Genomic DNA, 26,549 nt, shown 5'->3' with positions numbered 1-26,549 from the left:
TTCTCTAGCGGTCGATCTCACCAAAGACGATGTCCATTGTGCCGATGATGGCAGCGACATCCGCCAATTGGTGACCGGATGCCACATGATCCATGGATTGCAGGTGCAGAAAACCGGGCGCGCGCAGCTTGGCGCGGTAAGGCTGGTTCGTGCCGTCTGCCACGAGGTAGACGCCAAACTCCCCCTTTGGCGCCTCAACGGCGGCGTAGACCTCGCCCGCGGGCACGTGGAATCCCTCGGTGTAGAGTTTAAAGTGATGGATCAGCGCCTCCATCGAGGTTTTCATCTCACCCCGTGTCGGTGGCGTCATCTTACCCCGCGCCATCACATCACCCTTTTCATGCCGGAGCTTTTCGCAGGCCTGCCGAATGATATGGGTTGATTGGCGCATCTCTTCCATGCGGCACAAGTAACGATCATAACAATCGCCGTTTTTGCCTACGGGCACCTGGAATTCGAACTCGTCATAGCATTCATAAGGCTGCGCACGGCGCAAATCCCAGGCAAGGCCGGACCCGCGCACCATCACACCGGAATAACCCCATTCGAGGATTTCTTCCTCGGTAATCACCCCGATATCGCAATTGCGCTGTTTGAAGATCCGGTTTTCGGTCAAGAGCCCGTCAATGTCATTGAGGATATTCGGGAACTCCTGCGCCCATTGATCGATATCCTCGATCAACTGGTCGGGCAGGTCCTGATGGACACCACCTGGTCGGAAATAGGCTGCGTGAAGACGCGCACCGCAAGCACGCTCATAGAACACCATCAGCTTCTCACGCTCTTCAAAACCCCAAAGCGGTGGGGTCAGCGCACCCACATCCAAAGCCTGAGTCGTCACGTTCAGCAGGTGGTTCAGCACCCGGCCAATCTCGGAATAAAGCACCCGGATCAGTGACGCGCGGCGCGGCACCTCGGTCTTGGTCAGCTTCTCAATGGCCAGACACCAGGCATGTTCCTGGTTCATGGGCGCCACGTAATCGAGCCGGTCAAAGTAGGGCAGGTTCTGCAGGTAAGTGCGGCTTTCCATCAGCTTTTCGGTGCCACGATGGAGCAGGCCGATATGCGGATCACAACGCTCCACAATCTCACCGTCCAGCTCCAACACCAACCGCAAAACGCCATGCGCAGCCGGGTGTTGCGGGCCGAAGTTGATGTTGAAATTCCGGATCTGCTGTTCATCTGTGGCGGCGTCGGTCGAGCCGTCATCATATGTGTTTGTCCGAATATCGCCGTCCATCATGGCCTAGCCCTTTGCGCGGTTATCGTGCCAGCGTTGTGGCAGGGGGCCGATATTGCGGGCCACCCAATCATAGTGTTTGTCCAACAATCCCAGCGCCCTTGGGCGCAACCTGTCCAGCATGACAACCTCCGGGCCCTCATGCACGGGTGTTTTAACCTCTGCGGCCACGGGCGCAATCCCCAGAAAGGCACACGCCGCTGCCACGCCGTCATTTGTAAAGAGGTCTTCGGCAAATTGCACGCGCAACCGGTCCTCCGGGACGACGCGACGCAGCTTGCGTATGATGCTCGGATAGTCGCCGCGTTTGAGGATGTGCCGCTCCTGATTGCGGTTCAGCATGCGGTATAGGATGTTATTTGCCTTCTTCTCATAGACTTCATGGTCCTGGCGCTGGCGACGCGCCTGCATGCGGATATGGGACCAGAGCCGATCCAGCGGGTCGCGGATGAGAAACATGACCTTGGCATCAGGGCTCAGTGCGATCATACGCGCGAGCGTCTCGTCGGGGAGCGTGGCGTAATTAGGCGTCATATCCGCCACCAGCTTGGGCCACCCGCCCCGGTCCATCAGCCAACCCCGATAAGCCGCATCCTCTACCCTGTCCCCTTCGAGAACAGCAAGAAGCGCCTTCATCTCATTAATCCGCCGGTCGAGGTTCTTGACCTTCCAGCCTTTCGCTTCCTCGGATGCCTCGGCCTTCATGTCGCGCAACTCGCGTAAACGAACGCGGAACATCGTCGTCTGCTTGGCAAGCGCGTCCGCATCAAACGTGTCCCAATAATGCGCCTCTTTCACGGCCGGCATGGCGCAATCGGGATGGTCGTGCAGGTAGCGATACAGCCAGGAGGTCCCTGCCTTGGTCGCGCCAACGCAAAAAAGGATTGTTGGCGATGTCACGACGCAGCCATCTCAGGCAACAGTTCCAGCGATCTGTGCCATGCGTCAGGCACCTGATCACCAAACCGATCAATGACCGATTCATAGACATTGCGAAAGGTCGCAACCACTTCTACCCGTTCCTCTGCGGTGAGGGTCAGTTGGGGCCGTCCGTCAAAGTTGACCTTTTCTTCAAAGTCGGCGGTGTGGCGGGAGACCCCAACGAAATCACATAGCTGATCAATCTGCGTCTGATCGAACAGATCCTCAAAGAAGTAGTAGCCGATCCGCTCTGGCGAGACGGCTGCCTCAAGCCGCGCGATCATTTCGTCATAGCGCGTCATCCGATAGCCCCAACTGCCTGGGCCACGCGTCGAGGCAAGAACGGCATCAACCACATCTTCCCGCCGAAAGGTGGATTGTTTGGCGGCCATCCGCATGGAGTGTTTGACGCCAGAAATCATCCGCGCCACCGGATCGCGCATCACAAAGACAAACCGCACCTCTGGCCCAAGCCGGTCCATCTGACGGTAAGTATCGCTGTGCAGCAACGCATATTGCGGACAGGCTTCGCCGAACACGCGGCTTTCCGGGGTGCGGAACTCAAAGATAGAATCTGCATAGCCGCTATGCGGTGGTCCGGCATTACGCTGTGCCGCAAGGGCGCGGGTAACTGCAGCGAGCTTGGCGGGCCTTTTGTAAGGTTTCAGCCCAACTCTGCGGGCAAGACGCAACACCGGGTTGGGCCCCTGCAATTGCCTGCGACGCAGCTTCAAGAAATCGTCCACCGGATAGCCGTCGATGGCATTCCAGTAATTCTGCTCTTTCCACGCCGGTAGGCACACCTGGGGGTGGCCTTCAAAGTACCGGTGCAACCAGCTCGTGCCGCATTTCTGGCTGCCGATAATGAACAATAGCCGGTCTGCGGTGCGGAACCGGGCGTCGATGCCGTCAATCAGGTCTGCTTGCGTCACACGTCACCGTCAGGCGCATACTTCGCGAAGACCTCCGCCTCGGTCAGGTTTTCCGTGGCATTGGCCAGAGCATAGCAATCAGGTTTGCGATCGATGAAAATCTGGGTGGTGAGATTGAACTGAGACGGGTTGTCAAAGCAATGGATCGAGGCGCTTTGATGTTGGCCATCCTGTGTCTGCCAAATCAGCGAAGACCCGCATTCTTGGCAGAAAAGACGCTCGCCCCATTCGCTCGCCTTGTATGAGCCTACTGGCGCTCCGTCATCCAAGCGGATCGTGTCGGCACAATAGACGTTGATAAACATCCCACCCGTCCATTGGCTGCATTGTCCGCAATGGCAAACACCTGCCTCCAGCGCGGGCGGGTCCGCAGTAAACTGCACAGCACCGCACATGCATCTGCCGCGCAGCTCAGGCATCAGCCCGCCTTTTCGTCCTTCTTCTCATCACCGGGTAGGATATATTCCGCGCCTTCCCACGGCGACATGAAGTCAAATTGGCGATATTCCTGCACCAGCTTCACAGGTTCGTAGACAACCCTTTTCTGCACCTCGTCATAGCGGACTTCCGTATAGCCCGTGGTCGGGAAATCCTTGCGCAGTGGATAGCCCCGGAATCCATAATCGGTCAGGATGCGCCGCAGGTCGGGATGGCCGCTGAAGAGGATGCCGAACATATCGAACACTTCCCGTTCGAACCAATTGGCTGACGGATGAATGCTGATTATCGAGGGCAGCATATCCTCTTCGCGGATTTGGACGCGCAGACGGATACGCTGGTTCTGGTACATGCTGAGGAAGTGATAAACGACGTCAAACCGTTTCGCACGGCTGGGATAATCGACGGCGGTGATGTCAATCAGCGTCGAGAACTTGCAGTTCTGATCGGTCTTGAGGAACTCCACAAAGCTCACCAACGACGACGGCGCGACATTCACCGTCAACTCATCATGTGCGACCTCCCACGACAGCACGCAATCGGTACGCTTGAGTTCCAGATGGGTACCAAGTTCTTGCAGGGCTTCGGTCATCTTCGTTCCTTCCTCGCGTGCGGCTTAGCGCACGATTGTCCCCGTCCGACGCATCTTGCGCTGCAATTGCAGGATACCATAGAGCAGCGCCTCTGCCGTGGGCGGGCAGCCCGGCACATAAACATCGACGGGCACGATCCGGTCGCAGCCGCGCACCACGGAGTAGCTGTAGTGATAATAGCCGCCCCCATTGGCGCAGGAGCCCATGGAGATCACATAACGTGGCTCGGGCATCTGGTCGTATACCTTGCGGAGCGCCGGAGCCATCTTGTTGGTGAGCGTGCCCGCCACGATCATCAGGTCCGATTGGCGCGGAGACGCACGGGGCGCAGTCCCAAACCGCTCCAGATCATAACGCGGCATGGAAGTATGCATCATCTCGACCGCGCAGCAGGCCAGCCCGAACGTCATCCAGTGCAACGACCCGGTCCGCGCCCAATTGATGATGTCGGCAGTAGATGTGACGAGGAAACCCTTGTCCTGCAACTCACTGTTGATCAGTTGCGCGCCGTGTTCCTTATCGGCCCCAACTGCGGTCCCGGTCATGACACCCATGGTGGCTCCCTTCATCTGGCAGGGCTGCTGCATTTGGCTCCTATCCATGTAGACGTCAGGCTCAGGGCCGTCAACGCGATCCGGCGCCGCAGAGGACGCCCTTTTTCACTGACACCGCAGATTGGCTACTTGGTGCGATAAATCCGCAAGGGGCTGCCCTTGCTGCGCTTGATCAGGCCTCGCGCCTCATGATCCAGTTGCACGGCCTTGATCCACCACCCGGCCTTCTCGCCGCCGGGAAAAAGCGCCGCGTCCAATGTGGGAAGCAGGGCCTCCTTCGCTTCGGTCACCGTGATGCCGGGCGCCTCGTCTGGCAACGCTTCCAAAAGGCTGGCGCGCATCGCCTCGAACTTTGCCTTGTTCACACGCCAGGGCTTTCCGGCAGCCGTTAGAACTTCCATCGTTTCGTCAGACATCAAACGTCATCCTTTCTTCCGCCACATTCACCTTCGGCACCCGGAACCGCATTGCGACCCATGCAACCAGCAACCTGACCATAAACCCAACCGTGTGTGACTTTGGATTGGGAATGTCATTCGGCAGCGATGGCCCCTCTTCGCGATCCTTTGTCATTGTGCGCAAATCCATCTGCGGTCGCTGACCTTCCGGCCAACGGGCAGCATAGATCGACAGCCAATGGCCGTCAGCGAATTCCAGAAACATCGGGCTCGAACAACAGGTCGCCACCACACGCCGGGTTTTGCTGTCCGGTTTCAGGCGAAAATGACGCAGGCGTTCAGCGCCGTCGGCAAAACGGATGCGATCCTTGCGCATCAGCACAAATTGCGTCCCGCCCGTCTCGGCAAGCTCTGATACGCCGTCTGGCAGTGCCTCCATGATGCTGGCCGCGTCCTGACAACTGGTGCAATGACATTCAGCCGCCACAATCGGCGGACCGGCAAGAACCATCGCGGACTTGCCGCAGCGACATGTCAGACGAATCTGGTTCATAGCACTCCTTTTATAATCAAACTTGACCGTCTAGTTTGATTTGTCAACGAATATGCGCTATCTCATCCGTCATGAGCAGCGAAACACTTCCTCCGCGTGTCAGGCGTACCCGCGAAAAAATCCTCGCTGCGGCGACAGAGCTTTTCCTCAGTAAAGGCTTTGTCGAAACCCGCATGGATGAGGTCGCAGCACAGGCGAAAGTTTCAAAACAGACGCTTTATGCGCATGCGGGCACCAAGGAAGCATTGTTTCTCGAGATGGCCGAACGAATGATCGCAGAGGCGGTTGCGGCCCAGCGCAAGGCAACAGCCGAACCACAGCAGGCTGACGACCCACATACCTTCTTGCTGGCCCATGCGCGCCAACAGCTACGCACAGCGCATGACCCGAATCTGATGCAAATCAGGCGGGTCGCAATTGCAGAGGCCGCACGCTTTCCCGATTTTGGTAAAGCCGTGTTCGAACTGGGACCCGGCAGTTCCATCAACCGGCTCGAACGCGCCTTCACGAAGTGGCATGCGGCGGGCAAGCTGAACACACCGGAACCGCACCGCGCGGCGGAGACCTTCAACTGGCTGATCATGGGCGGTCCAACGAGCGAGGCCATGCTCACCGGAGCGGCAAAGACGTTGAAGCCTGGTGCCGCAGACGCGCATGTCGCAGAATGTGTACGCGTCTTCTGGGCGGCTCACGGGGTAGGCCGCGCCTGATCATACAGGGGTCGGAGACAGGCTTGTGAACTCAATAGGAATTGGTTGAACAGCCATCAAGGACGAGCCAAACCGGCGACAAGTTGTAAGTGAAAGCTATCCGTCACAATTGCCGCATTGCCCGAAACAATATGCCTAACTTTGCCCACATTTTAGCTAAAGAGACGACGCAATAAAGTTTAATCAAAGGACAGAGCGCCATAGGCGATGTGCATGAATCGGTCCGCGATCGCGATTATGGGATATAATGGAGGCCAAAGTATTATGAGAAACCCTAGAAACGCCCGTTGGCTTGGGATGGTCGCAGCAACTGCGATTGCAGGCATGGCAGGCAGCGCACTGGCGCAAGAGGTCACGCTGCGTTCAAGCGACGGTACCGTCAACATGACCGGCGACCTGCTGAGCTTTGAGAACAACACTTATACAATCCAAACCCTGTTGGGACCACTAAGGGTTCAAGCCAACCGCGTGATTTGCAGCGGCGCCGCCTGCCCTGACCTGAGCGTGGCCGACGTGGACCTGGCCATTTCAGGGTCCGAGGAAATCGGTGCCGGTCTGATGCCTTTGTTGGTTGAAGGTTTTGCCGGTTCGAAAGACGCGGCAGCTGACATTGGTAACACCGCTGTGCCCGGCCAATTTGTGGCAAAACTTGTTGGCGATCAGGGCTTTGGCGATGATCTTGCCAGTATTCAGGTGACCGGCTCCAGCGCTTCCGCCGGGATCTCGGATCTTCTGTCAGGCGAATCTGACGTGGCAATGACGTCACGCCGTCTCGTCCCGCAGGAAGTCAGCGCCCTCCGCGACGCCGGTGCGGGCGATATGCTATCGCCCTCGCAGGAACATATTTTGGCCGTTGACAGCCTGATTGTCGTCGTCCACCCCGATAACCCGATCAGCACGCTGGATGTGCGTCAGCTCTTTGGCATCTATAGTGGTGCGGTTTCAAACTGGGCCCAGCTTGGTGGACCTGACCTGCCGGTTCAGGTGGTGCTGCGCAATATCGTCGGCTCAAACCGCCAGGACGCGTTTGAAAGCAGCTTCTTCGGCAGCGCGGATATTAGCCTCACCCCGAGTGCTGAAATTGTTCCAAGCAGTAACGCCGTGGCGCAATTCGTGAACGAAAATCCCGGCGCGATTGGTGTCGTCGGTTATGCGTTCCAGCGTGGTGCGAACACCATCAACATCGTGAACCAGTGTGGGATCACCATGGTACCCGACGCATTCTCGGCACAGACCGAAGAATATGCGCTGCAACGTCGGCTCTACCTCTATACACGCGGCGACACGGAAAATGACAATGTTGGCGACTTCGTAGATTTCGCGACCTCTGACGAGGTGGACGGTGTCCTGCGTAAGGCCGGTTTCATCGGCTTCCGCGTGAACCGCAAGGAGCAATCTCCAACCGACGTGCGCGGTGTTGCACTTCGCAGTACACCCGGCGGCCAGCTTGAGCAGCAAACCGCACAGCGGATGCTGGGCCAGATGCGCGACTTTGACCGCCTGTCGACCACCTTCCGGTTCCGCACCGGCTCGTCAGAGCTGGATGAACGGGCCAATGTCGACAAGGAGCGCCTGATTTCCTACCTCGCGGAGCAACCTGCGGGCACAGAGGTTCTGTTTGTCGGCTTCACTGACAGTGTCGGTCGCTTTGACAGCAATCTGAACCTGGCCGAGCGCCGCGCCGCCCAGGTGGCTGCCGAGGTTGTGGGCACTGCTGGCAACCGGTTGTCCAGTGTCAACCTGCGCTCAGTCGGTTACGGCGAAGTGGCGCCATCTGGCTGCAACGAGACCGACCAGGGCCGCCGGATCAACCGCCGCGTGGAAGTGTGGATCAACTCGCCCACTTAAGCCGCTACTTTCTAACGAAAAATAGGCGCTCGCAGCAACCTTGCTGCGGGCGTTTTTCGTTTCAGCAACTGAGCCGCAAACTTGTGCGCAGGCCGTCGCGCAAAGAGTACAAAAAACGCCGGGTAGAAGCGCCACAGGCGCGCCAGATTTTTTGAGAAGTCTGGCGAAATCTCCTTCGAAAAAAATTGTCAGCGCTTTCTAGGTATCTCAGGTGCAGCGCCCGCCTTTAGCCGCCTCTTGCCCCACCAGACAAGAGATCAAAACACCCCGAGGACTATTCCCACTCAAGCGCGCCCTTCTTCCATTCGTAGGCAAATCCAACCGTCAGAACGGCGAGAAAGACCATCATTGACCAGAAACCGACCATGCTAACCTCTTGGAAAGCTACGGCCCAGGGGAAAAGAAACGCCACCTCGAGGTCAAAAATGATGAAGAGGATCGAGACCAGGTAAAAGCGCACGTCGAACTTCATCCGCGCATCGTCGAACGCGTTGAACCCGCATTCGTAGGCCGAAACTTTCTCTGGATCGGGGTTGCGCACGGCGACAATGGCCGCAGCGAGTATCAGGATCAGCCCCAGTGCAATTGCCAGCCCGAGAAAGATCATGATCGGCAGATACTCAGACAACATCTCTTGCACTTGGGCGTCCCTTCACTCGTGTGATATGGCTGCAAGGTGCATAGCTGCAGGCCTTTGGAGCGTCAACCAAGTCACGGCGTCGGCTAGCTGTCTATTTGACACCTGATGCGGAGAGATACGCAGCAGACGTTTGCATTTGTTGTGGGGAATTGGCGCGCTTTACTTCGCCCGGTCGGCGACCGGCGCGCGTGGCGACAGGACGGCACCTGCCAGGGACAAGAGAGAGACACCATGCGAAAGGCCGTTAGCGCGCGCAGGCTCTGACAGGATCGTGTCGGCGCATTCCGTCATATTGTCGGCCTGCTGGTCGGTGAGCCAATACATCGCATGCATGCCCAATGTGAAGTCTCCCGGCATCTCAACCATCTCGACCCGGCAGCCCTCATCCGTTGCGGTGAATGTCTGTGAAGTGGCAGCCACCTGACCGTCCCCTAGCACCAGCATGACCTGATGGCTGGTCTCGTCCGAATGCAGCACTTTGGCCGCAAGACGCGCCACGAAAGGCTGATCAGGATTGTCAGGGTCGGCCACTTGGGGTGCAACAATCGCCACGTCAAAAAGACCATCGCTATCAGCCACACCGCACAGGATGCGGCCACGACGCGTGGCAGGCTGCAATGCAAACTGACGCCGCGCGACCGAAGTTGAGCAGGGCAGATCCATTGACGCCTTTACACGCAACTTGATGGCAGGACCGGCATAGACCAGCATCGACAACAGCGCCTTGGACAGCGCCATGACCCCACCCGCGCCCAACAGGGCGAGCCCCACCAGAATGGTATAGGCTGCAGAGGCGTTTTCCGCAGGGGCCATCCAAGCCAGCGATTTGATCCAGGGGGCAGCCAGCACAAGGCCGGTCACACCAATCGAAAGGCTCAACGTCTCCGTCGGCACATTCGGAAACAGCATCACATGCCCCACGACCATCACAGCGACGGCCAACGCGCCCAACGTCGCCCGGTCAGCTGCGAGAAACGCGGGATCAATTGCTGCACCGATCAGCATCACGCCCACCGGAATTGCAATGGCCAAGGCCACAAGGCGTCGCAACCGCATCACGCGGTACAACATCTGATCAGGTGTGGGCCATTCAAACAGCATCGGTCTCTCCTCGTTAAGAAGACTTAACGGGGCGAATGGGTCTAAAGTGAGACGGAAATCTGACGAAAGCCTTATGAAGCCCTTATAACGTAGGGTTCCAAGCCGCAGCACGCTTTTCAAAGAAGGCCGCGATGCCTTCTGCGGCTTCCTCGGAATTCCATTGAGCGATCAATGCATCGATGGACCGGTCTACTGTTTCCTGATCGATGACGGGCCCCAAGGATCGCGCAAAGGCTTTGGCCGCCGCAACCGCTCCCGGAGCGCAGGCCAGATAGGGCGTGACCTCCGCCTCAATCGCTGCATCAAGCGCGTCGGCTGAGACGGTCTTGGCGAGAATACCCAGATCGACGGCCTCCTGCGCGCCGAAGATGCGACCTGACATGAACACGCGCCGCGCATTGGCCTCGCCCATGCGCGCCAGCACGTAGGGCCCGATGGTGGCCGGGATCAGCCCCAATTTGGTTTCGGTCAGCCCGAACTTCACATGATCGGGGGCAATGGCCACGTCGCAGACGCAGGCCATACCCACACCACCGCCAAAGGCGTTTCCGTGGATTTTGCCAATAAGCGGTTGCGGCAGGGTGTTGAGCGCACCGAGCATACCCGCGATGGAGCGGGCGGCGGCGCGTTTCATCGCCGCATCGCCCGCCATCTGATCGCGCATCCAGTTCAGATCGCCCCCAGCGCAGAATGATGGCCCTTGCCCGGCCAGCACGACCACCCGGATGTCCCGATTGCCTGCAATCTGATTAGCCGCTTCGCGCAAAGCATCGATCAGGGCCTGCGATAGCGCGTTGTGTTTGTCGGGTCGGGCCAGCGCCAGCGTCGCCACACCCCGGTCATCGACAGTAAGATCAATCATCGCATTCCCCGTGCCAATACAGCCGCCTGCACGATAATGTCGGGATCGACACCCGTTTCAAAACCAAGCCCATGAACGAGGTCCAAAACAGCCTCGGTTGCGACATTCCCCGGGGCACCGGGCGCATAGGGGCAGCCGCCCAGCCCCCCGACTGCGCTGTCAAAAGCACGCAGACCTTTGTCTAAGGACACCTCGATATTGGCGAGCGCCTGCCCGCCGGTATCGTGAAAATGCCCCGCCAAGCCCGACGCAGGCACGTCTTTAAGCACCGTGTCCAGCATGCGCCCCACTGTTTCAGGTGTGCCTTTGCCGATGGTATCGCCCAGTGACAATTGCATTGGCGCGACGTCCAGCAGCATGTGACAGGCCCGCGCCACGGCATCAGGGGCGACCGGCCCGTCAAACGGGCAATCGGTCACGCAAGAAACGTAGCCGCGCACAGTGACATCGGCAGCCAGCGCGGCCCGGACAACCGGCGTCAGCCGCGCCACCGCCTCTGCGATGGAGCAATTCAGATTGCTTTGCGAGAACCCTTCGGAGGCGGAAATGAACACGGCCACCTCGTAGGTGACTTCCGGCACACGCGCGGCAATAAAGCCTTCCCAGCCGCGCATATTGGGGATCAGCACAGCATAGCGCACGCCCGGCGCGGGGGTCAGGCGCGTCAATACCTGATCCGTATCAGCCATCTGCGGCACCCATTTCGGGCTCACAAAGCTACCCACTTCGATATCGCGCAAACCAGAGCGGCTCAGCAAATCGATCAGCGCGACTTTGTCGGCGACCGGGATGACCCCCTTTTCGTTCTGCAATCCGTCGCGTGGCCCGACCTCGTGAATGCGGACAAAGTCGGTCACGCGGGGATCTCCCATGGAGGGTAGAAGTCCTTGGCATAAAGGGCCGCGCCCTCCGGCAGGGCCTTTTGATAGGCGGGGCGGGCGGTTATCCGGTCAAACCAGGCTGAAAGCTTCGGAAACTGCTCCAGTTTCACGAAATGCCCCGCCATGTAGACCGCCTGCCCCACCCCGACATCAGCTGCGGAAAAGAATGACGACAGAAAGTCATTGGCCAAACCGGCCTCGACAGTCGCCAAGGTCTTGGCCAACCGTTTCGCCTCCAACTGCATCACGATGGGCGAGCGCATGTGATCTTCGTAAAGCGCCACATGCTGCTGGGTCAGCGCGGCAGTATGCTGGCTGATCGTCTCGGCGAAATGGATCCAGTTGAGCCAGGCGCCGCGCTCTTTGTGGCCCGGCTCTCGCCCGAGGCCCGCTTCGGGAAAGCGTTCGCACAGATATTCGGCAATCGCGCCACTTTCGGTCAGTGTCAGCCCGTCAATCTCCAGCGTCGGCACCCGGCCGGTCGGATTGAGCGACCTGTAAGGCTCCTCGCGCAGCGTCTTGTCGAATGGATAGACCTGCAGTTCGAAATCCACGCCAATCTCGTAAAGCAGCCACAGACTACGCATTGACCGGGTCTGGTGACAGTGATGCAGCCGGATCATGACGCCTCCTCCAATGCGACCATGAGTGCGCCTGCTGTCACCTGATCCCCTGTCGCGACTGACACGGAGGCGACAATACCATCGCGCGGCGCGCGCAGCACATGTTCCATCTTCATCGCCTCCAGCACGGCGATCCGGTCGCCTTCAGATACGGCTTGTCCGGCGGCGACCGCCACATCGCGCACAAGCCCGGGCATCGGCGCCAGCACCGTATCGCCGCCCATCACGACCCCGCCGCGATCCAGCGGGTCGACAACATCAAAGGTTAGCGTCTGTGCGCCAAAAACTGTGATCCTGTCGCCATGGCGAACAGCCGGCATGCCCCAATCGGAGCCTCGCCGCGTGAGTGTCGTGATCTCACCGCCGATTTGCACGTCGATGCGGCTGTCATCATGAACCGTGAGGCGCGCGACCTGCATATCACCGTCAATGGCCAGCACAATGTCACGCTGAAGCGGCGCCCAAAGACTGAACCCCACCAGCGGCCCCTGCCCGATATCCGCTGCCGTGGCAGCTGCTACGGCAATATCGCGCGACGTGGGCTGATCCTTTGCGCAAAGCAGCGCTTCTTCGCGCGCAATGAGGCCGGTATCCACGTCACCGGCAACAAATCCAGGCTCACGTGAAAGCTTACGCAGGAAACTCACGTTCGTGACCGTACCTGCGACCTGCGTGGCATCCAGCGCTGCCGAGAGTGACCGCAAAGCGCTCGCCCGGTCCGGCCCATGCACGGTGACTTTCGCGATCATCGGGTCGTACCACGGCGAAATCTCGGACCCTGCTGTCACCCCACTGTCAATCCGGGCATCGTCGGGGAAACTCAGATAATCAATCACGCCCGTTGCAGGCAGAAATCCTGCGGGCACGTCTTCGGCATAAAGCCGGGCCTCAAACGCGTGCCCGTTGATTGACAAGTCCTGCTGCCGTGCGGGGAGCGGCTCTCCCGCTGCCACCCGCAGCTGCCATTCCACCAAATCAACACCGGTGATCGCCTCGGTCACCGGGTGCTCAACCTGAAGGCGCGTGTTCATCTCCATGAACCAGAAACCGTCCAGGCGCAGCCCCTCTGACCCGTCGACAATGAACTCGACAGTACCCGCGCCCGAATAACCGATGGCCTTGGCGGCACGCACGGCAGCATCGCCCATGGCCTGACGCATCGCGTCCGTCATGCCCGGCGCGGGCGCTTCCTCGATCACTTTCTGATGGCGCCGCTGGAGCGAGCAATCGCGTTCAAAAAGATGCACCGCATCTGTCCCGTCACCAAAGATCTGCACTTCGATATGGCGCGGGCTTTGGATGTATTTCTCGATCAGCACATCCGGGTTGCCAAAGGCCGTGCGCGCCTCGGCCTGAGCAGAGGACAAGTTTTCCAGAAAATTTTTCGGCCCCTCAACTAACCGCATACCCTTACCGCCGCCCCCCGCGACGGCTTTGATCAGCACGGGGTAACCAATCGCTTCAGCTTTTTTGGACAAAGAAGCTGGGTCCTGGTTTTCGCCGTGATAGCCAGGCACCACGGGCACCCTGGCCTGCTCCATCAGCGCCTTGGCGGCGTCTTTGAGACCCATTGCACGGATGGCTTTGGCGGATGGCCCGATAAAGGTCAGCCCCGCTGCCTCCACAGCTTCCACGAAGTCCGGGTTTTCCGACAGAAACCCATACCCGGGATGGATCGCCTGTGCACCCGTCTCCAACGCTGCCTGAACGATCAAGTCGCCGCGCAAGTAGCTTTCGGCCACGGGGGCGGGTCCTAACCTGATGGCCTCATCGGCTTGCTGCACATGCAGCGCATCCGCATCGGCATCCGAGTAGACCGCCACTGTCCGTACACCCATTGAGCGGGCCGTCTGGATGACGCGACATGCAATCTCACCCCGATTGGCAATCAGAATTTTGTCAAACATTGCCTACCACCATGATGTTGATGTCCCGTTATTCAGATGCTGAGCCACAAAGTCAGGCAACGGCCAGGCATCGCAATCCATATCCCGCTGGGATACGGGGCCAAATTTGCGCGCGTGCTCATAAAGCTCGCGATGCAACGTCACCTTCATTCCCGCCAAGGCCTGATCGACCTTGCCTTGCGTCTCGGCGATGCTGTTTTCCAGCTTTTCACCATCGCTTTTCTCACGCAGAAACCCCGGCAAGGGCAGCGCGGACCAGACCAGCTTGCCCGCCGACATCGCCACAAGCAGTACCAAATTGGCCACAAAACCGCTCAATGCACCGCCTAGAAGTTCCTTTCCAAGGCTCCAGCTGAACCATCCGTTTTTCTTGCCCCCACCTGCGGCCAGCGCCTGCCGCGCGGCGTCAAACTCGGCGGCGAAACTTTCGCGGAATTGCCGGGCAAACGCGCTGCGTCCAAAATCGTTCCGCCCGGCCCAGACTTTCAGCCTCGGACGCACGAACATCCCCGACCGGGAGCGTTCCACGAATTGTTCAAAATCGAAGATGAAGAAATAGTCTTCTGGGTCTGCGCTGTTATGGATCACATAGACCGGAATATCGATGTTTTTGCCAAGCGTTGGCATCTTGACGTTTGGCAATTGCTCCCAAATCCGGTCTTTAATCCCGCGCATCTGCACCTCCGCTGCGGCAGCCAAGTACATAAATCATGCGCATGGTTTCTGCATGAGTTGCGCATGGCTGCTGCATCACATCCGGAACACGCCAAAGCGTGTCTCTTTGATCGGTGCATTCAGCGCTGCCGACAATGACAGTGCCAGCACCTCGCGCGATTTGCGGGGGTCGATGATGCCGTCGTCCCACAGCCGGGCGGATGCGTAAAGCGGGTGGGATTGCTCATTAAACATATCGATGGTGGGCTGTTTGAAGGTGGCTTCCTCCTCCGCCGACCAGTCTCCGCCACCACGCTCAATCGCATCGCGTTTCACCGTTGCGAGCACACCAGCCGCCTGCTCACCGCCCATCACGGAAATGCGGGATGTCGGCCACGACCACATGAAATGCGGGCTGTAAGCCCTTCCTGCCATGCCATAATTCCCGGCCCCGAAGGAACCACCCACGACCATCGTGATCTTGGGCACGGATGTAGTGGCCACCGCCGTCACCATCTTGGCCCCATGCCGCGCAATCCCTTCGTTTTCGTATTTCTGGCCCACCATAAAGCCGGTGATATTTTGCAGGAAAACCAACGGAATGCGGCGCTGACTGCAAAGCTCCACAAAGTGCGCCCCCTTCTGCGCGCTTTCCGAAAACAACACGCCGTTATTAGCGATGATCCCACACGGCCAGCCATCAATATGTGCGAAGCCACAAACCAGCGTCTCACCGAACCTGGCCTTGAACTCGTCAAAGCGCGAGCCGTCGACGATCCGTCGGATCACCTCGCGAATGTCATAGGGGGTCCGCAGGTCGGCGGGGACCGCGTCAAACATCGTATTAGGGTCGATGGCAGGAGGTTCAGGCGCCAACCGCTTGATCTCCAATGCTTTCTGCCGGGCACATGATGTGACCGCCTGCCGAGCCAGCGCCAGCGCATGGGCGTCATCCTCGGCCAGATAATCTGCCACACCCGAGAGCCGCGTATGCACGTCACCGCCGCCCAAGTCTTCGGCACTGACAACCTCGCCTGTCGCCGCTTTCACCAGCGGCGGCCCAGCCAGAAATATCGTGCCCTGCTCCTTCACGATGATCGACACATCCGCCATTGCGGGAACGTAAGCCCCGCCCGCCGTGCAAGAGCCCATGACTACGGCGATCTGCGGAATACCCTTCGCCGACATCTGCGCCTGATTGTAAAAGATGCGCCCGAAGTGATCGCGGTCGGGGAAAACCTCATCCTGATTGGGCAGGTTCGCCCCGCCGCTATCGACGAGATAGACGCAGGGGATATGACAGGCCTCCGCAATCTCCTGCGCACGCAAGTGCTTCTTGACGGTCATCGGGTAGTAGGTCCCACCCTTCACGGTCGCATCGTTGCAGACCACCATAACCTCAACACCGTTGACCTGCCCGACGCCCGCAATCACCCCGGCACAGGGGGCAGCACCGTCATACATGCTGTGGGCAGCCGTGGCCCCCACTTCGAGGAAAGGAGAACCTGGATCAAGCAACCCCGCCACCCGGTCGCGCGGCAACATCTTGCCGCGGCCGAGATGCCGGTCGCGAGCCTTTTCACCACCACCCAAAGCAGCAGCCTCGACTGCCGCCGTCACATCAGCCAGTGCAGCTTCATGTGCAGCACGGGTCATGCCGACGGTCCCTGAGGAGCAGGCAGCGCCTCGCCACGCGGCCCAATATAATAGGTGGTCAGAATACCACTCGGGTGTGCGCAGTTGATGACCATGCGAATGGCATCGTCCGGATGTGGTGTAGCAGAACAATCTGTCAGACTTGCACCGTTGGGCGCGGTTGCAAGGTAGGCGGCCGCGTAGCGATCGATGATCTCAGTCTCGTTCGGGATACCACCACTGCGCAGGCCCAGATAGCCAGCGAAAACGATCAGTGCCGCAACGGGCAGGAAGTAGACCCAACGCCTCATCGCAAATGCTCTTGATAGACCCGCAAAGCGAGCGTTTGCTCGGCTGTCATCCGCATCATACATTCTGCCCCGGCAATCTGGCGCATTGATCCCGCCCCCCAGAGTCCATAGGCCATCGCGCAGTTCGTATCTCGAAATGCGATCCAGGCACGTTGTGCCGCAAGAACCTGATCGTCGCGGACGGCGTATTCGGGGAAGAATTCCCTGTCTTGTTCATCCATGGATTGCGCAAAATTGCGCGCCTTCTGGTATTCCTGGTTCAACAGCACATCCCAGGCGTCGCGTTCACCCAGAAAACAGAACATCATGCCCAAAGTCGTTTGCGTCTGAGCGGGATCAGAATCCATGCACGCCGTGGCGGCATCTCCGATGCACTCTGCCGATGCGTTGCCTTGTGAATAGCACGCAGCCACGACATCTGAAAACGGCCATGGCTCATCAGCGGCCAAAGCCTGCGGTGCTGTCAGCAACAGGATGGCAAGCCACCTCACCCCATCGCCCCCATCATCTCGCGACCCACGAGCATGCGGCGGATTTCCGAGGTGCCCGCCCCGATCTCCATCAGTTTCGCATCGCGGAAGAGGCGGGCGACGGGCGCGTCGTTCAGGAACCCGGCACCGCCCATGGCTTGGACGGCTTGATGCGCCTGTTTCATCGCCTCTTCGGAAGCATACAGGCAGCAGGCGGCGGCGTCCTGTCGCGTGACCGTCCCACGATCACAGGCCCGCGCGACCTCATAGACATAAGCGCGGGCAGAGTTCATCGCCGTGTACATGTCGGCGATCTTGCCCTGCATCAGTTGGAAGTTTCCGATGGGCTCGCCGAATTGTTTGCGACTGCTGATATAGGGCATCACCTCGTCCAGACAGGCGGCCATGATGCCAAGGCCGATCCCGGCGAGCACCACACGTTCGTAATCAAGGCCGGACATCAGAACGCGAACGCCCTTCCCCTCTTCGCCCAGCACGTTCTCAAACGGGACCTGCACATCGTCAAAGATCAACTCACCGGTGTTCGAGCCGCGCATGCCCAGCTTGTCGAAATGGGGGCTGGTGCTGAAGCCCGTCATTTCTTTTTCGATCAAAAAGGCGGTGATCCCTTTGGCTCCCGCATCGGGGTCGGTCTTGGCATAGACCACCAGCGTGTCCGCATCAGGGCCGTTCGTGATCCAGTATTTGTTGCCGTTCAGTCGGTAGTGATCATTGCGCTTTTCGGCGCGCAAGGTCATCGACACCACGTCAGACCCCGCGCCTGCCTCGGACATCGCCAAGGCCCCCACGTGTTCGCCGGAAATCAGCCGGGGGAGGTATTTTGCCTTTTGTTCATCATTTCCGTTCAACTTGATCTGGTTGACGCAAAGATTGGAATGAGCCCCGTAGGATAATGAGACAGAGGCGCTGGCGCGCGCGATTTCTTCAATGGCGACTGTATGCGCGAGGTAGGACATGCCCGCGCCGCCATGCGCTTCGTCCACGGTAACGCCCAAAAGACCCAACTCGCCCATTTCGGGCCAGAGTTCCGGCGGGAAGGTGTTGGACCGGTCAATTTCCGCCGACATCGGCTTGACCCGGTCCTGCGCCCAATTGTGGACCATGTCGCGCAAGGCATTGACCTCATCCCCCAGATCAAAGGTCATTGACGCGTGAAACATAGAGAAGCTCCGATTAATTGAACGCTCGTTCAGATATACGCCAGGCACATCCCGTGTCGAGTCATTTTTCTGAAAGCAGGGCCATATCCGCGATGTCGAAAACGTAAGGACCGGGCTGTTTGCGACGCAACGCCCAGAGCTTGCGCAACTCTGCCTGCGTGCCTCCGGGCACCTGTGAGAAATAGGCGCGAGTATAGGCATTGTACTGATTATGTGGCTGATCGGGCTGTTTCACCCCTGCCTTTTTCGCGGCGTCAATCTGTCGCGCAGCCTCGACGGCATCGGCAAGTGTCAGGCCCACATTCGCCTTCATCCAGTCCATGAACGGGATCGAGAACTTGAAGCCGGAAATATGGGACTGCATGAAACGCCGCATGTTCTGGCCGTTTTTGTAGCTGTCGGTGATCACGGTTTCTGGTGTCAGCTCCGCCTGATGCCAGTCGAATTTCGAAGCCGCTGCAGTCCGTTTCCGCTCTTCTGGCGGCTCACCATGGTCAAGATAATAGGCAATACGATCCGCTATCTCGAATTTGCCACCGGATGTTTTGAGTCCGTGTTCGCGCGCGTAAGCCACGAGTTCCGCCTTAAGATAATACCAGCGTCGAAACGTCTCACTATCCGGGCAAAGGTCAATCTCTGGCCGTTGCGCCATCCTACTCCGCAGCCGCTTGCCCTTGATAGACGGCTGCTACTTCCGCGCGGATGATCCGTGCGATCAGCGCGCAATCATCAAGGCTGAATGTCAGCGGCAGACGCATATCGATGATTCCGGCCAGCACCCGATCCGAGTTTGGCATCGGCTCCGACGGCACATAGCGCCAGCTGTCATAGCGCGATGTGAAGCCTTTCGGCTCCGCCCCGCCAAACCATTTCAGCTCCACCCCTCTCGCAGCACAGCGTCCGATCACATCGGCCACGGCGTCCGGTGTCCAGTCGAGCAGCAGGAACTGGAAGGATGAGGCGACGAAATGTTCCTTCTCTGGCCTGTCGACAAGGCGCAGGCCGGGCGTATCGGCGAGCCCCGCCTCGACGACGCGATAGCGTTCGTTCCAGCGCGCGCCCTGCTCTTCGAGATTGCGCAATTGCGGGCGCAGGATCGCTGCGCGGAGATTGTCCATGCGGCCCGAGATGTTCGGCGTCTCATATTTGATCTGCGCAAACACCTCTGGCGGGGGGGCCGCCCTATGCTTTTCAAAGAGCATATAGCTGCCAGAGAGCATAATCGCGCGCGCCATATCCTCGGCATCGTCACCAATCAGAAAGCCGCCCTCGCCCGAATTGATATGTTTGTAAGTCTGGGTCGAATAGCAGCCAAAACGGCCCCAACGCCCGCTGGGCACGCCGTCCCATGCGGCGCCCATCGTGTGGGCGCAATCCTCGATCACCGTGACACCTGCGGCATTGCACATCGCCATCAGCGTGCCCATATCGCAGATATGTCCGCGCATATGGCTGAGAAGAAGTACCTTGGCCTGATTCAGCTTCGCGGCCAGATCATCGAGATCAATCAGCAGATCCTCGGTCACGCCAACGAAAACCGGCACGCCACCGACAGCGGCAATTGCTCCTGGCACAGGTGCCAAGGTGAACGCATTGGTTAGGACCTGGTCCCCCGGTTTCACGCCGCTTGCCCGCAACGCCGTGGTCATCGCGTAGCCGCCCGATGCAACAGCAAGGCAGTATCTTGCCCCCGTGGACGCGGCAAACTCTTCCTCAAGCAAGGCGACCTCGGCCACCTCGTCGCCAACCGTATTGTAGCGGTGAAGGCGTCCGTGCTGCATCACGGCATTGGCTGCGGCGATCCCCTCACCGGGGATCGGTTCCTGCTGGGTGAAACTACCGGTAAAAATCTCTGTCATGGGCAGATTGTGGGATGGAGATATCGCAAGGTCAATCCTTAGCCGATCAACCGCGCCACGACGCCTGGCAATTCGGCATAGCCGTCAATCGTGGCGTCGGGATCAAGCGCCAGCACATCCTCACGGCCAGGGCCAAAGGTGACCAGAACAGAGGGCACGCCTGCATTGCGGGAAGTCTCACGGTCAGTCGTGGTGTCGCCCACCAAGAGCGATTGACGCGGGTCGCCACCTGCGCGGCGCACGGCCTCAAAATGATGCTCGGGATCAGGTTTGCGGACCGGTAGCGTGTCTGCCCCGATCAGGGAAGAAAACTCGTCGCGCACCCCAAGACTGCGCAGGAGCGCATCGGCCAGCGCTTCGGGTTTATTGGTTGCGATCCCCACCCGATAGCCATCAGACTTTAGCTGCATCACCGCATCCATCGCACCGGGATAGAGCGTTGTGTGGGTATCGATGGCGTCGCCATAGGCGGCCAACAACACCGGGTATTGCGCATCAACCTCAGCCTGCCCGAACCCTGTCACCCGCGAGAAGCCCAGATTGAGCATCGCGCGTCCACCGCGCAAGGCTGTCGCCGCATCCTCCGCAGGGTCCAGCAAATCGCCAAGACCAAGGCCGCGAAAGCAATAATTGGCCGCCGCAATCAGATCGCCGCTTGTATCGGCAAGCGTTCCATCAAGGTCGAAGATCACGGTGCGCATCAGGGTCCTTTCCATCTTGGCGTCCAGCCCCCTCTGTAACGCCATGTAAACTGATGTGAACCCCCTGCCCTTGTGATACGCAAAAAGCCAAGTAGAAGTCGGAGACAACAAAAGGCAGGGGCAGCCATGGCAGTTGCATTGATCATTCTGGGCGCGGGCATGGGCACCCGCATGAACTCCGATATGCCCAAAGTGCTGCATCAGATCGGCTCAGCGCCGCTTTTGGTGCATGCGATGCAATCAGGTGCGGCGCTCGACCCCGCCAAAACCATTGTGGTAGCAGGCCACGGCGCTGAAGCGGTGAGCAAGGCGGCCAAAGCATATGACGAGACCGCCGAAATAGCGCTCCAGACCGAACAGCTTGGCACCGCCCATGCGGTCGCCCAGGCAAAGCACGCGCTGGCCGAGTTCGACGGCGATGCGATTGTCCTTTATGGCGACACGCCCTTTATCCGGCCTGAGACGCTCGCCGCGATGATGGCGGCGCGGCTCACCCATGATGTCGTGGTGCTTGGTTTCGAGGCTGCTGATCCCGCGCGCTATGGCCGCCTCGTCATGCAAGACGACCAGTTGGACCGCATTGTTGAATTCAAGGACGCAACAGAAGAAGAGCGCGCGGTAACGTTGTGCAATAGCGGCGTGGTCGCGGCGAATGCGCGAACGCTCTTTACGCTCATCGACGCCGTGAGCAATGACAACGCCGCGGGCGAATACTACCTGACCGATATCGTCGGTATCGCCCGCGCCAAGGGGCTGAGCGCCACGGTGGTCCGCTGTGATGAGGCGGAAACACTTGGCGTGGATTCCCGTGCAGGCCTTGCGCGGGCCGAGAGCCTTTTCCAGATGCAGGCCCGCGCCGCTGCGCAGGCCAATGGTGTGACGCTGACGGCCCCCGAAACGGTCTTTTTTGCGTATGACACCGTGATCGGGCGAGACAGCGTGATCGAACCCAATGTCGTCTTTGGTCCGGGTGTCACGGTCGAATCCGGTGCCACGATCCGCGCCTTTTCGCATCTTGAAGGCTGCCACGTAGCGCGCGGCGCCGTGGTCGGCCCCTATGCCCGCCTGCGCCCCGGCGCAGAGCTGGCGGAAGATGTGAAGGTCGGCAATTTTGTCGAAATCAAGAACGCGCAGATCGATGAAGGCGCCAAGGTCAACCACCTGACTTACATCGGCGACGCCGAAATCGGTGCGCGCAGCAATATCGGGGCGGGCACGATCACCTGCAATTATGACGGTGTTTTCAAGCACAAGACGACCATCGGCGCGGATGCCTTCATCGGCTCCAACACGATGCTTGTTGCGCCTGTCACCGTGGGCGATCAGGCGATGACTGGCAGCGGCTCGGTCATCACGCGCAATGTGCCCGATGGTGATCTGGCTCTGGCGCGTGCAAGGCAGGACAACAAACCGGGATTTGCAATCCGGCTCTTCGAAAAACTCAAAGCGCGTAAAGCGAGGGGAGAATAACCCATGTGTGGCATCGTCGGCGTATTGGGAAACCATGAGGTCGCCCCCATTCTGGTCGAGGCGCTCAAGCGGCTCGAATATCGCGGCTATGACAGTGCGGGCATCGCGACGATCAACAATGACAGGCTCGACCGGCGCCGTGCGGTTGGGAAGCTGATCAATCTGTCCGATCTGCTGGTCCACGATCCCCTGCCAGGCAAGGCCGGGATCGGCCATACCCGCTGGGCCACCCATGGTGCACCAAGCGTCGGAAATGCACATCCCCACCGCACCGGCACAGTTGCAGTGGTTCATAACGGCATCATCGAGAACTTTCGCGAGTTGCGTGACTTTTTGGCTGAGAAAGGCATCGGCTTTGAAACGGACACCGATACAGAGACGGTCGCCCTCGTCGCACAATACTATATCGATCAAGGGCTGAGCCCGCGTGACGCTGCCGATCAGACCATTGCACGACTAAAAGGGGCATTTGCGCTATGTTTTCTGTTCGATGGCCAGGACGATCTCTTGATTGCCGCCCGGATGGGCCCGCCTTTGGCAATCGGCCACGGCGATGGCGAGATGTTTGTTGGTTCGGATGCAATTGCGCTTGCAGGCATGACGGACCGGATCACCTATCTTGAAGACGGCGATTGGGCGGTTGTCACACGCAACTCCGTCGAAATCCGCGACCGCACCGGCGACATCGCCAATCGCGCGGTCAAAATGATCCAGATCGACACCGCGCAGGTGGACAAGGCGGGTTACAAGCACTTCATGGCCAAGGAAATCGCGGAGCAACCGAATGTGCTGCAAGGCGCCCTTGGGCATTACATCAACGCAGACGCTACGGCAGTGCAACTACCGGAGCCCGGTCTTGATTTCACGCATGTCTCACGACTGACGATGGTCGCCTGCGGGACGGCATATCTCGCTTGCATGGTGGCGAAATACTGGTTTGAGCAGCTCGCGGGCCTGCCGGTGGAGGTCGATGTCGCCTCCGAATTCCGCTACCGCGAACCACCCGTCACCCCCGCCACAGTCGCCGTCTTTGTCAGCCAATCGGGCGAGACGGCAGATACGCTCGCGGCACTGCGATATATGGACGGCAAAGCGGACAAGATCGTTTCGGTCGTCAATGTCGCGGAAAGCTCGATCGCCCGCGAAAGTGACTTGGCCCTGCCGATCCTTGCAGGCACCGAAATCGGCGTGGCCTCGACCAAGGCCTTTACGTGCCAGTTGACGACCCTGGCCGTCTTGGTTCTTGAAGCTGCGCGCGTACGCGGGAAAATCTCTGAGGAGGAGTTCTCAGAGAAACTGAAGGCGCTGCGCAGCTTGCCGGGGCTTTTGAACCTCGCACTTGGGATCGAGGGCAAAACCTCTGACCTGTCCCGAAAACTGGCCGAGGCCCGCGATATCCTGTTTCTGGGACGCGGCGCGATGTATCCGCTGGCCCACGAAGGCGCACTGAAACTAAAGGAAATCAGCTATATACACGCCGAAGCTTATGCATCTGGCGAGCTGAAACATGGCCCCATCGCGCTTGTTGACAAACATGTGCCCGTCATCGTCATGGCGCCGCGAGACGCGCTTTTCGACAAGACCGTGTCGAACATGCAAGAGGTGATGGCGCGCGGCGGCAAGGTCCTGTTGATCACTGACAGTGAAGGCGCGAAGGAAGCTGGCGACGGCGTTTGGGAGACGATCCTGATGCCCGACATAGATCCGTTTCTGGCCCCGATCCTTTACGCCGTCCCAGCCCAGCTGCTGGCTTACCATACTGCCGTGGCCAAGGGGACTGATGTGGACCAACCTCGCAACCTTGCAAAATCGGTCACGGTCGAATGACCTGGCCTGCACCGGTCACGCTCGAAAACCGATACGTGCGCCTGGAACCACTCAATCAGGAACATGCACCTGCCTTGGCGGAAGCCGCAGCTTCGCTTGGTGATCTGTGGTACACGGGCATACCGCAGGACGTGCCTGCAGAGATTACGAAACGCATTGGCCAACCGGACATGCAGCCCTTTGCCGTGCTTTTGCCCGAGGGGCGGCCCGTCGGCATGACCACTTATTGCAATACCGATCAGACCAATGGGCGGGTGGAAATCGGCGCCACCTGGCTCTCACGCGAGGTGCAGCGCACCTCCGTGAACACAGCAATGAAGTTTCTGATGCTGCACCATGCATTCGAAAAACTGTCGTGCAATGTTGTCGAGTTTCGAACACACCGGCTCAACAGACAATCCAGAGCAGCGATTGAACGGCTGGGCGCGCAGCTTGACGGTATCTTGCGCAACCACATGATCATGCCAAACGGAACGTTGCGAGACACAGCGGTCTATTCAATCATCGCCACCGAATGGCCATCGGTCAAAGCACATCTGACCGCAAAACTGCCATGACACCGAAACAGGCCATCGCAGCCCTGCGCTCTTTGGGCGACCCGGTCAAGGCAGCGGAAATGCACCGTTACCACAAAGTCGACCGCCCCTATCTGGGTGTTTCTAATCCGCAGATCGATGCCCTTGTGAAGGAATGGCGTGCGGCGATTGACCTCGACACACGGCTGGCGCTCGCTAAAGGGCTTTGGAAAGGCAACACGCATGAGGGGCGCGTTGCTGCGGCCAAACTCCTGACTCAAGCGCGTATCCGTCCTGACGATGAGAGCGCGTGGGACCTGATCACCTCATGGGTCGCCGACTTTGACGCTTGGGCGATTGCCGATCATGCAAGCATTGCGGGGCAAAAGCGGCTTGTCGCTGATCCCGCCCGGTTGGACGAAGTCGAAACGTGGACAACGTCGGATCACATGTGGACGCGGCGTGCAGCGCTCGTCATGACGCTGCCATGGACAAAGCAGAACAACCCCAAACCAGAAGAACTGGCGGCGCGCGACCGGATTCTCGGCTGGGCCGCGTCCTATGTCAGCGACAATGATTGGTTCATTCAAAAAGCCATCGCTTGGTGGCTGCGGGAACTCTCCAAACATGATGCGGAGCAGGTGCGGGTGTTTTTGGCAGAACACGCGGACGGGATGAAGGCGTTTGCGGTGACAGAGGCGGCGCGGAAACTATCGAAAGGCTGACGGAGATAACCACACTTCCCCATTAATGCTTGCACCGGATTGTGTGAAATTCGAGTTATCGTTCGATTTGAAAGTCTCAAAGTACACTATGACGTTTCGCGGCAGACACCTCTATTTGGCGCTAAACGCTATTTGCTTTGCCATAAATGCTGCCGTGTTGCTGTTGTTCTGCGCGCTGTTGCTAACAACAGCAGATCGGGGAAGGGATGTAATCAGCACGCTGCAGGAGGGGTTCGCTCTCTTTCTAAAATTCGGCTTGATTTTCTATTTTCCGAGTTTCTTTTACGTGGCTACATTTCCGCTGTTCTTAAGATGGCTGACCAATGACAGCTTTACATGCATTGGTTACAGCTTAGGTGGTGTATTTGCGACGATATGGGCCGTCGTTATGACGTCCATCTTCTATCTGGCGGGCAGTTGAGAGGACGAGCCGGACCGCCGAAAACCATGCCTACCGCGTAAACACCTCAATCTCCGGCAGGCCCGTCAGCGGTGCATTCAAGAGCCGCATCGCCGCCAGACTGATTTGGCTGCCAGAACCCGGCGCGCCGCCTGAGGGGCGGAGTTCGATGTTAATCTCGGTGCCTTGATAGGCCACGCGGCCCGGTGTGAGCTCATCGACCAATGGCGTTTCCAGCCAAATTCCCGGATCGGTCGGGGAGCCGAGGGAGGCGATGGTTGTGCCCAATGCCTCGCCTGCGTCGCTTTCATCAACGGCTGTTGCCGCGTCGCGGTCCTCTTGTGTCGTTGTATCAAACTGATCCACCGTCGTCGCTGTCGTTGGCGGTGGCGGTGGCGGTGTGGGGTCAAGCGTCGGCGCGGGCGCGGCCACTGGCTGCACAGGTTCGGTGCCGAAGATGCCTTGTAAAGAGGGTGACGTGCACCCGGCCAAGGCCAAGACGGGAAGGATCAGAAAAGCTCTCATACCGGTAACTTATGTCGCACACGAGGGCGTGACAACGACCGGCTTGCGTCTTGCGCAGCCAGATGCCGGTGCCTA

Annotated in this window: 30 protein-coding genes; 7 read left to right on the top strand and 23 right to left on the bottom strand. The window is 59.1% G+C overall.

Features of this window, described 5'->3' with window-relative positions:
- Positions 1-4: 4 nt before the first annotated feature.
- From SLH49_RS16255 to SLH49_RS16220, 8 genes are all read right to left on the bottom strand, one after another.
- Positions 5-1,243 (bottom strand): NADH-quinone oxidoreductase subunit D, encoded by a 1,239-nt coding sequence (locus SLH49_RS16255; RefSeq protein WP_413785302.1) that lies wholly within the window; start codon positions 1,241-1,243, stop codon positions 5-7.
- 3 nt (positions 1,244-1,246) lie between these two features.
- Positions 1,247-2,140 carry a sulfotransferase gene (locus SLH49_RS16250; RefSeq protein ID WP_320270209.1) on the bottom strand — a complete coding sequence of 298 codons (894 nt, stop codon included), beginning with the start codon at positions 2,138-2,140 and terminating at the stop codon, positions 1,247-1,249.
- Positions 2,137-3,093 carry a sulfotransferase gene (locus tag SLH49_RS16245; RefSeq protein WP_320270208.1) on the bottom strand — a complete coding sequence of 319 codons (957 nt, stop codon included), beginning with the start codon at positions 3,091-3,093 and terminating at the stop codon, positions 2,137-2,139. Before SLH49_RS16245 ends, SLH49_RS16250 begins: the two co-directional genes overlap by 4 nt.
- On the bottom strand, positions 3,090-3,512 hold the full coding sequence (locus SLH49_RS16240) for a GFA family protein (protein ID WP_320270207.1): 423 nt from the start codon (positions 3,510-3,512) through the stop codon (positions 3,090-3,092). The genes SLH49_RS16245 and SLH49_RS16240 overlap by 4 nt, the downstream gene beginning before the upstream one ends.
- Positions 3,512-4,123, bottom strand: a complete 612-nt coding sequence (locus SLH49_RS16235; RefSeq protein ID WP_320238987.1) for an NADH-quinone oxidoreductase subunit C — start codon at positions 4,121-4,123, stop codon at positions 3,512-3,514. Before SLH49_RS16235 ends, SLH49_RS16240 begins: the two co-directional genes overlap by 1 nt.
- A 24-nt stretch (positions 4,124-4,147) precedes the next feature.
- The gene (locus tag SLH49_RS16230; protein ID WP_181417207.1) at positions 4,148-4,678 is read right to left on the bottom strand and encodes a NuoB/complex I 20 kDa subunit family protein; all 531 of its coding nucleotides are present in this window, start codon (positions 4,676-4,678) and stop codon (positions 4,148-4,150) included.
- A gap of 125 nt (positions 4,679-4,803) precedes the next feature.
- Complete coding sequence (locus SLH49_RS16225) at positions 4,804-5,094, bottom strand: DUF6958 family protein (protein WP_320270206.1); 291 nt, start codon at positions 5,092-5,094, stop codon at positions 4,804-4,806.
- Positions 5,087-5,629 (bottom strand): hypothetical protein, encoded by a 543-nt coding sequence (locus SLH49_RS16220; protein ID WP_320270205.1) that lies wholly within the window; start codon positions 5,627-5,629, stop codon positions 5,087-5,089. Before SLH49_RS16220 ends, SLH49_RS16225 begins: the two co-directional genes overlap by 8 nt.
- A 71-nt stretch (positions 5,630-5,700) precedes the next feature.
- Here SLH49_RS16220 and SLH49_RS16215 point away from each other — a divergent pair, with 71 nt between their 5' ends.
- Together SLH49_RS16215 and SLH49_RS16210 are read left to right on the top strand one after the other, a co-directional pair.
- On the top strand, positions 5,701-6,339 hold the full coding sequence (locus SLH49_RS16215) for a TetR/AcrR family transcriptional regulator (protein ID WP_320270204.1): 639 nt from the start codon (positions 5,701-5,703) through the stop codon (positions 6,337-6,339).
- Positions 6,340-6,603: 264 nt separating this feature from the next.
- The gene (locus SLH49_RS16210; RefSeq protein WP_320270203.1) at positions 6,604-8,187 is read left to right on the top strand and encodes a phosphate ABC transporter substrate-binding/OmpA family protein; all 1,584 of its coding nucleotides are present in this window, start codon (positions 6,604-6,606) and stop codon (positions 8,185-8,187) included.
- Between the two features lie 274 nt (positions 8,188-8,461).
- Here the strand turns inward: SLH49_RS16210 and SLH49_RS16205 are convergent, their stop codons facing one another.
- The 14 genes from SLH49_RS16205 to SLH49_RS16140 form a co-directional block, all read right to left on the bottom strand.
- A complete protein-coding gene (locus tag SLH49_RS16205; protein WP_320238992.1) occupies positions 8,462-8,827 on the bottom strand; it encodes an NADH-quinone oxidoreductase subunit A in 366 nt (121 codons plus the stop codon).
- A gap of 159 nt (positions 8,828-8,986) precedes the next feature.
- Positions 8,987-9,928: a hypothetical protein gene (locus tag SLH49_RS16200; RefSeq protein ID WP_320270202.1), complete on the bottom strand. Its 942-nt coding sequence runs from the start codon at positions 9,926-9,928 to the stop codon at positions 8,987-8,989.
- Positions 9,929-10,010: 82 nt separating this feature from the next.
- Positions 10,011-10,790 (bottom strand): crotonase/enoyl-CoA hydratase family protein, encoded by a 780-nt coding sequence (locus tag SLH49_RS16195; protein WP_320270201.1) that lies wholly within the window; start codon positions 10,788-10,790, stop codon positions 10,011-10,013.
- Entirely contained in the window at positions 10,787-11,662 is an 876-nt protein-coding gene (locus tag SLH49_RS16190) for a hydroxymethylglutaryl-CoA lyase (RefSeq protein WP_320270200.1), read from the bottom strand. Before SLH49_RS16190 ends, SLH49_RS16195 begins: the two co-directional genes overlap by 4 nt.
- A complete protein-coding gene (locus SLH49_RS16185; protein ID WP_320270199.1) occupies positions 11,644-12,294 on the bottom strand; it encodes a glutathione S-transferase family protein in 651 nt (216 codons plus the stop codon). Before SLH49_RS16185 ends, SLH49_RS16190 begins: the two co-directional genes overlap by 19 nt.
- Positions 12,291-14,201: an acetyl/propionyl/methylcrotonyl-CoA carboxylase subunit alpha gene (locus tag SLH49_RS16180; protein ID WP_320270198.1), complete on the bottom strand. Its 1,911-nt coding sequence runs from the start codon at positions 14,199-14,201 to the stop codon at positions 12,291-12,293. Before SLH49_RS16180 ends, SLH49_RS16185 begins: the two co-directional genes overlap by 4 nt.
- Positions 14,202-14,204: 3 nt before the next feature.
- Complete coding sequence (locus SLH49_RS16175) at positions 14,205-14,876, bottom strand: hypothetical protein (protein WP_320270197.1); 672 nt, start codon at positions 14,874-14,876, stop codon at positions 14,205-14,207.
- Positions 14,877-14,951: 75 nt separating this feature from the next.
- Positions 14,952-16,511: a carboxyl transferase domain-containing protein gene (locus SLH49_RS16170; protein WP_320270196.1), complete on the bottom strand. Its 1,560-nt coding sequence runs from the start codon at positions 16,509-16,511 to the stop codon at positions 14,952-14,954.
- On the bottom strand, positions 16,508-16,801 hold the full coding sequence (locus SLH49_RS16165) for a hypothetical protein (protein WP_320270195.1): 294 nt from the start codon (positions 16,799-16,801) through the stop codon (positions 16,508-16,510). Before SLH49_RS16165 ends, SLH49_RS16170 begins: the two co-directional genes overlap by 4 nt.
- The gene (locus SLH49_RS16160; RefSeq protein ID WP_320270194.1) at positions 16,798-17,292 is read right to left on the bottom strand and encodes a lysozyme inhibitor LprI family protein; all 495 of its coding nucleotides are present in this window, start codon (positions 17,290-17,292) and stop codon (positions 16,798-16,800) included. The genes SLH49_RS16165 and SLH49_RS16160 overlap by 4 nt, the downstream gene beginning before the upstream one ends.
- Positions 17,289-18,452 (bottom strand): isovaleryl-CoA dehydrogenase, encoded by a 1,164-nt coding sequence (locus tag SLH49_RS16155; protein WP_320270193.1) that lies wholly within the window; start codon positions 18,450-18,452, stop codon positions 17,289-17,291. The genes SLH49_RS16160 and SLH49_RS16155 overlap by 4 nt, the downstream gene beginning before the upstream one ends.
- Before the next feature lie 61 nt (positions 18,453-18,513).
- Positions 18,514-19,104 (bottom strand): DUF6434 domain-containing protein, encoded by a 591-nt coding sequence (locus SLH49_RS16150; RefSeq protein ID WP_320270192.1) that lies wholly within the window; start codon positions 19,102-19,104, stop codon positions 18,514-18,516.
- 1 nt (position 19,105) lies between these two features.
- Complete coding sequence (locus SLH49_RS16145) at positions 19,106-20,311, bottom strand: DegT/DnrJ/EryC1/StrS family aminotransferase (protein WP_320270191.1); 1,206 nt, start codon at positions 20,309-20,311, stop codon at positions 19,106-19,108.
- Positions 20,312-20,349: 38 nt separating this feature from the next.
- On the bottom strand, positions 20,350-21,012 hold the full coding sequence (locus SLH49_RS16140; RefSeq protein ID WP_320270455.1) for an HAD-IA family hydrolase: 663 nt from the start codon (positions 21,010-21,012) through the stop codon (positions 20,350-20,352).
- A gap of 126 nt (positions 21,013-21,138) precedes the next feature.
- Between SLH49_RS16140 and glmU the strand changes: the two genes are divergently transcribed.
- From glmU to SLH49_RS16115, 5 genes are all read left to right on the top strand, one after another.
- On the top strand, positions 21,139-22,482 hold the full coding sequence (gene glmU, locus SLH49_RS16135; protein ID WP_320270190.1) for a bifunctional UDP-N-acetylglucosamine diphosphorylase/glucosamine-1-phosphate N-acetyltransferase GlmU: 1,344 nt from the start codon (positions 21,139-21,141) through the stop codon (positions 22,480-22,482).
- Positions 22,483-22,485: 3 nt separating this feature from the next.
- Positions 22,486-24,309 (top strand): glutamine--fructose-6-phosphate transaminase (isomerizing), encoded by a 1,824-nt coding sequence (gene glmS / locus SLH49_RS16130; protein WP_320270189.1) that lies wholly within the window; start codon positions 22,486-22,488, stop codon positions 24,307-24,309.
- On the top strand, positions 24,306-24,866 hold the full coding sequence (locus SLH49_RS16125) for a GNAT family protein (protein ID WP_320270188.1): 561 nt from the start codon (positions 24,306-24,308) through the stop codon (positions 24,864-24,866). The genes glmS and SLH49_RS16125 overlap by 4 nt, the downstream gene beginning before the upstream one ends.
- Positions 24,863-25,549, top strand: coding sequence for a DNA alkylation repair protein (locus SLH49_RS16120; protein ID WP_320270187.1), 687 nt, complete (start codon positions 24,863-24,865; stop codon positions 25,547-25,549). The genes SLH49_RS16125 and SLH49_RS16120 overlap by 4 nt, the downstream gene beginning before the upstream one ends.
- Before the next feature lie 88 nt (positions 25,550-25,637).
- Entirely contained in the window at positions 25,638-25,970 is a 333-nt protein-coding gene (locus SLH49_RS16115; protein ID WP_320270186.1) for a hypothetical protein, read from the top strand.
- 30 nt (positions 25,971-26,000) lie between these two features.
- Here the strand turns inward: SLH49_RS16115 and SLH49_RS16110 are convergent, their stop codons facing one another.
- The gene (locus tag SLH49_RS16110) at positions 26,001-26,474 is read right to left on the bottom strand and encodes a D-galactarate dehydratase (RefSeq protein WP_320270185.1); all 474 of its coding nucleotides are present in this window, start codon (positions 26,472-26,474) and stop codon (positions 26,001-26,003) included.
- Between the last annotated feature and the right edge of the window lie 75 nt (positions 26,475-26,549).

Origin of the sequence: Cognatiyoonia sp. IB215446 (assembly GCF_033963825.1) — a bacterium.
Lineage (GTDB): Bacteria > Pseudomonadota > Alphaproteobacteria > Rhodobacterales > Rhodobacteraceae > Yoonia.
Note: the sequence above shows the minus strand (reverse complement) of the source record. Positions and strands in the feature narration are given on the sequence as shown.

Coding starts and splice junctions, on each gene's coding strand:
- SLH49_RS16230 (WP_181417207.1), bottom strand. CDS start 4,678: ATGGGTGTCATGACCGGGACCGCAGTTGGGGCCGATAAGGAACACGGC.
- SLH49_RS16210 (WP_320270203.1), top strand. CDS start 6,604: ATGAGAAACCCTAGAAACGCCCGTTGGCTTGGGATGGTCGCAGCAACT.
- glmU (WP_320270190.1), top strand. CDS start 21,139: ATGGCAGTTGCATTGATCATTCTGGGCGCGGGCATGGGCACCCGCATG.
- SLH49_RS16140 (WP_320270455.1), bottom strand. CDS start 21,012: ATGCGCACCGTGATCTTCGACCTTGATGGAACGCTTGCCGATACAAGC.
- SLH49_RS16115 (WP_320270186.1), top strand. CDS start 25,638: ATGACGTTTCGCGGCAGACACCTCTATTTGGCGCTAAACGCTATTTGC.
- SLH49_RS16175 (WP_320270197.1), bottom strand. CDS start 14,876: ATGCGCGGGATTAAAGACCGGATTTGGGAGCAATTGCCAAACGTCAAG.
- SLH49_RS16225 (WP_320270206.1), bottom strand. CDS start 5,094: ATGTCTGACGAAACGATGGAAGTTCTAACGGCTGCCGGAAAGCCCTGG.
- SLH49_RS16145 (WP_320270191.1), bottom strand. CDS start 20,311: ATGACAGAGATTTTTACCGGTAGTTTCACCCAGCAGGAACCGATCCCC.
- SLH49_RS16215 (WP_320270204.1), top strand. CDS start 5,701: ATGAGCAGCGAAACACTTCCTCCGCGTGTCAGGCGTACCCGCGAAAAA.
- SLH49_RS16220 (WP_320270205.1), bottom strand. CDS start 5,629: ATGAACCAGATTCGTCTGACATGTCGCTGCGGCAAGTCCGCGATGGTT.
- SLH49_RS16110 (WP_320270185.1), bottom strand. CDS start 26,474: ATGAGAGCTTTTCTGATCCTTCCCGTCTTGGCCTTGGCCGGGTGCACG.
- SLH49_RS16170 (WP_320270196.1), bottom strand. CDS start 16,511: ATGACCCGTGCTGCACATGAAGCTGCACTGGCTGATGTGACGGCGGCA.
- SLH49_RS16125 (WP_320270188.1), top strand. CDS start 24,306: ATGACCTGGCCTGCACCGGTCACGCTCGAAAACCGATACGTGCGCCTG.
- SLH49_RS16155 (WP_320270193.1), bottom strand. CDS start 18,452: ATGTTTCACGCGTCAATGACCTTTGATCTGGGGGATGAGGTCAATGCC.
- SLH49_RS16200 (WP_320270202.1), bottom strand. CDS start 9,928: ATGCTGTTTGAATGGCCCACACCTGATCAGATGTTGTACCGCGTGATG.
- SLH49_RS16195 (WP_320270201.1), bottom strand. CDS start 10,790: ATGATTGATCTTACTGTCGATGACCGGGGTGTGGCGACGCTGGCGCTG.
- SLH49_RS16120 (WP_320270187.1), top strand. CDS start 24,863: ATGACACCGAAACAGGCCATCGCAGCCCTGCGCTCTTTGGGCGACCCG.
- SLH49_RS16185 (WP_320270199.1), bottom strand. CDS start 12,294: ATGATCCGGCTGCATCACTGTCACCAGACCCGGTCAATGCGTAGTCTG.
- glmS (WP_320270189.1), top strand. CDS start 22,486: ATGTGTGGCATCGTCGGCGTATTGGGAAACCATGAGGTCGCCCCCATT.
- SLH49_RS16190 (WP_320270200.1), bottom strand. CDS start 11,662: ATGGGAGATCCCCGCGTGACCGACTTTGTCCGCATTCACGAGGTCGGG.
- SLH49_RS16240 (WP_320270207.1), bottom strand. CDS start 3,512: ATGCCTGAGCTGCGCGGCAGATGCATGTGCGGTGCTGTGCAGTTTACT.
- SLH49_RS16255 (WP_413785302.1), bottom strand. CDS start 1,243: ATGATGGACGGCGATATTCGGACAAACACATATGATGACGGCTCGACC.
- SLH49_RS16180 (WP_320270198.1), bottom strand. CDS start 14,201: ATGTTTGACAAAATTCTGATTGCCAATCGGGGTGAGATTGCATGTCGC.
- SLH49_RS16150 (WP_320270192.1), bottom strand. CDS start 19,104: ATGGCGCAACGGCCAGAGATTGACCTTTGCCCGGATAGTGAGACGTTT.
- SLH49_RS16165 (WP_320270195.1), bottom strand. CDS start 16,801: ATGAGGCGTTGGGTCTACTTCCTGCCCGTTGCGGCACTGATCGTTTTC.
- SLH49_RS16235 (WP_320238987.1), bottom strand. CDS start 4,123: ATGACCGAAGCCCTGCAAGAACTTGGTACCCATCTGGAACTCAAGCGT.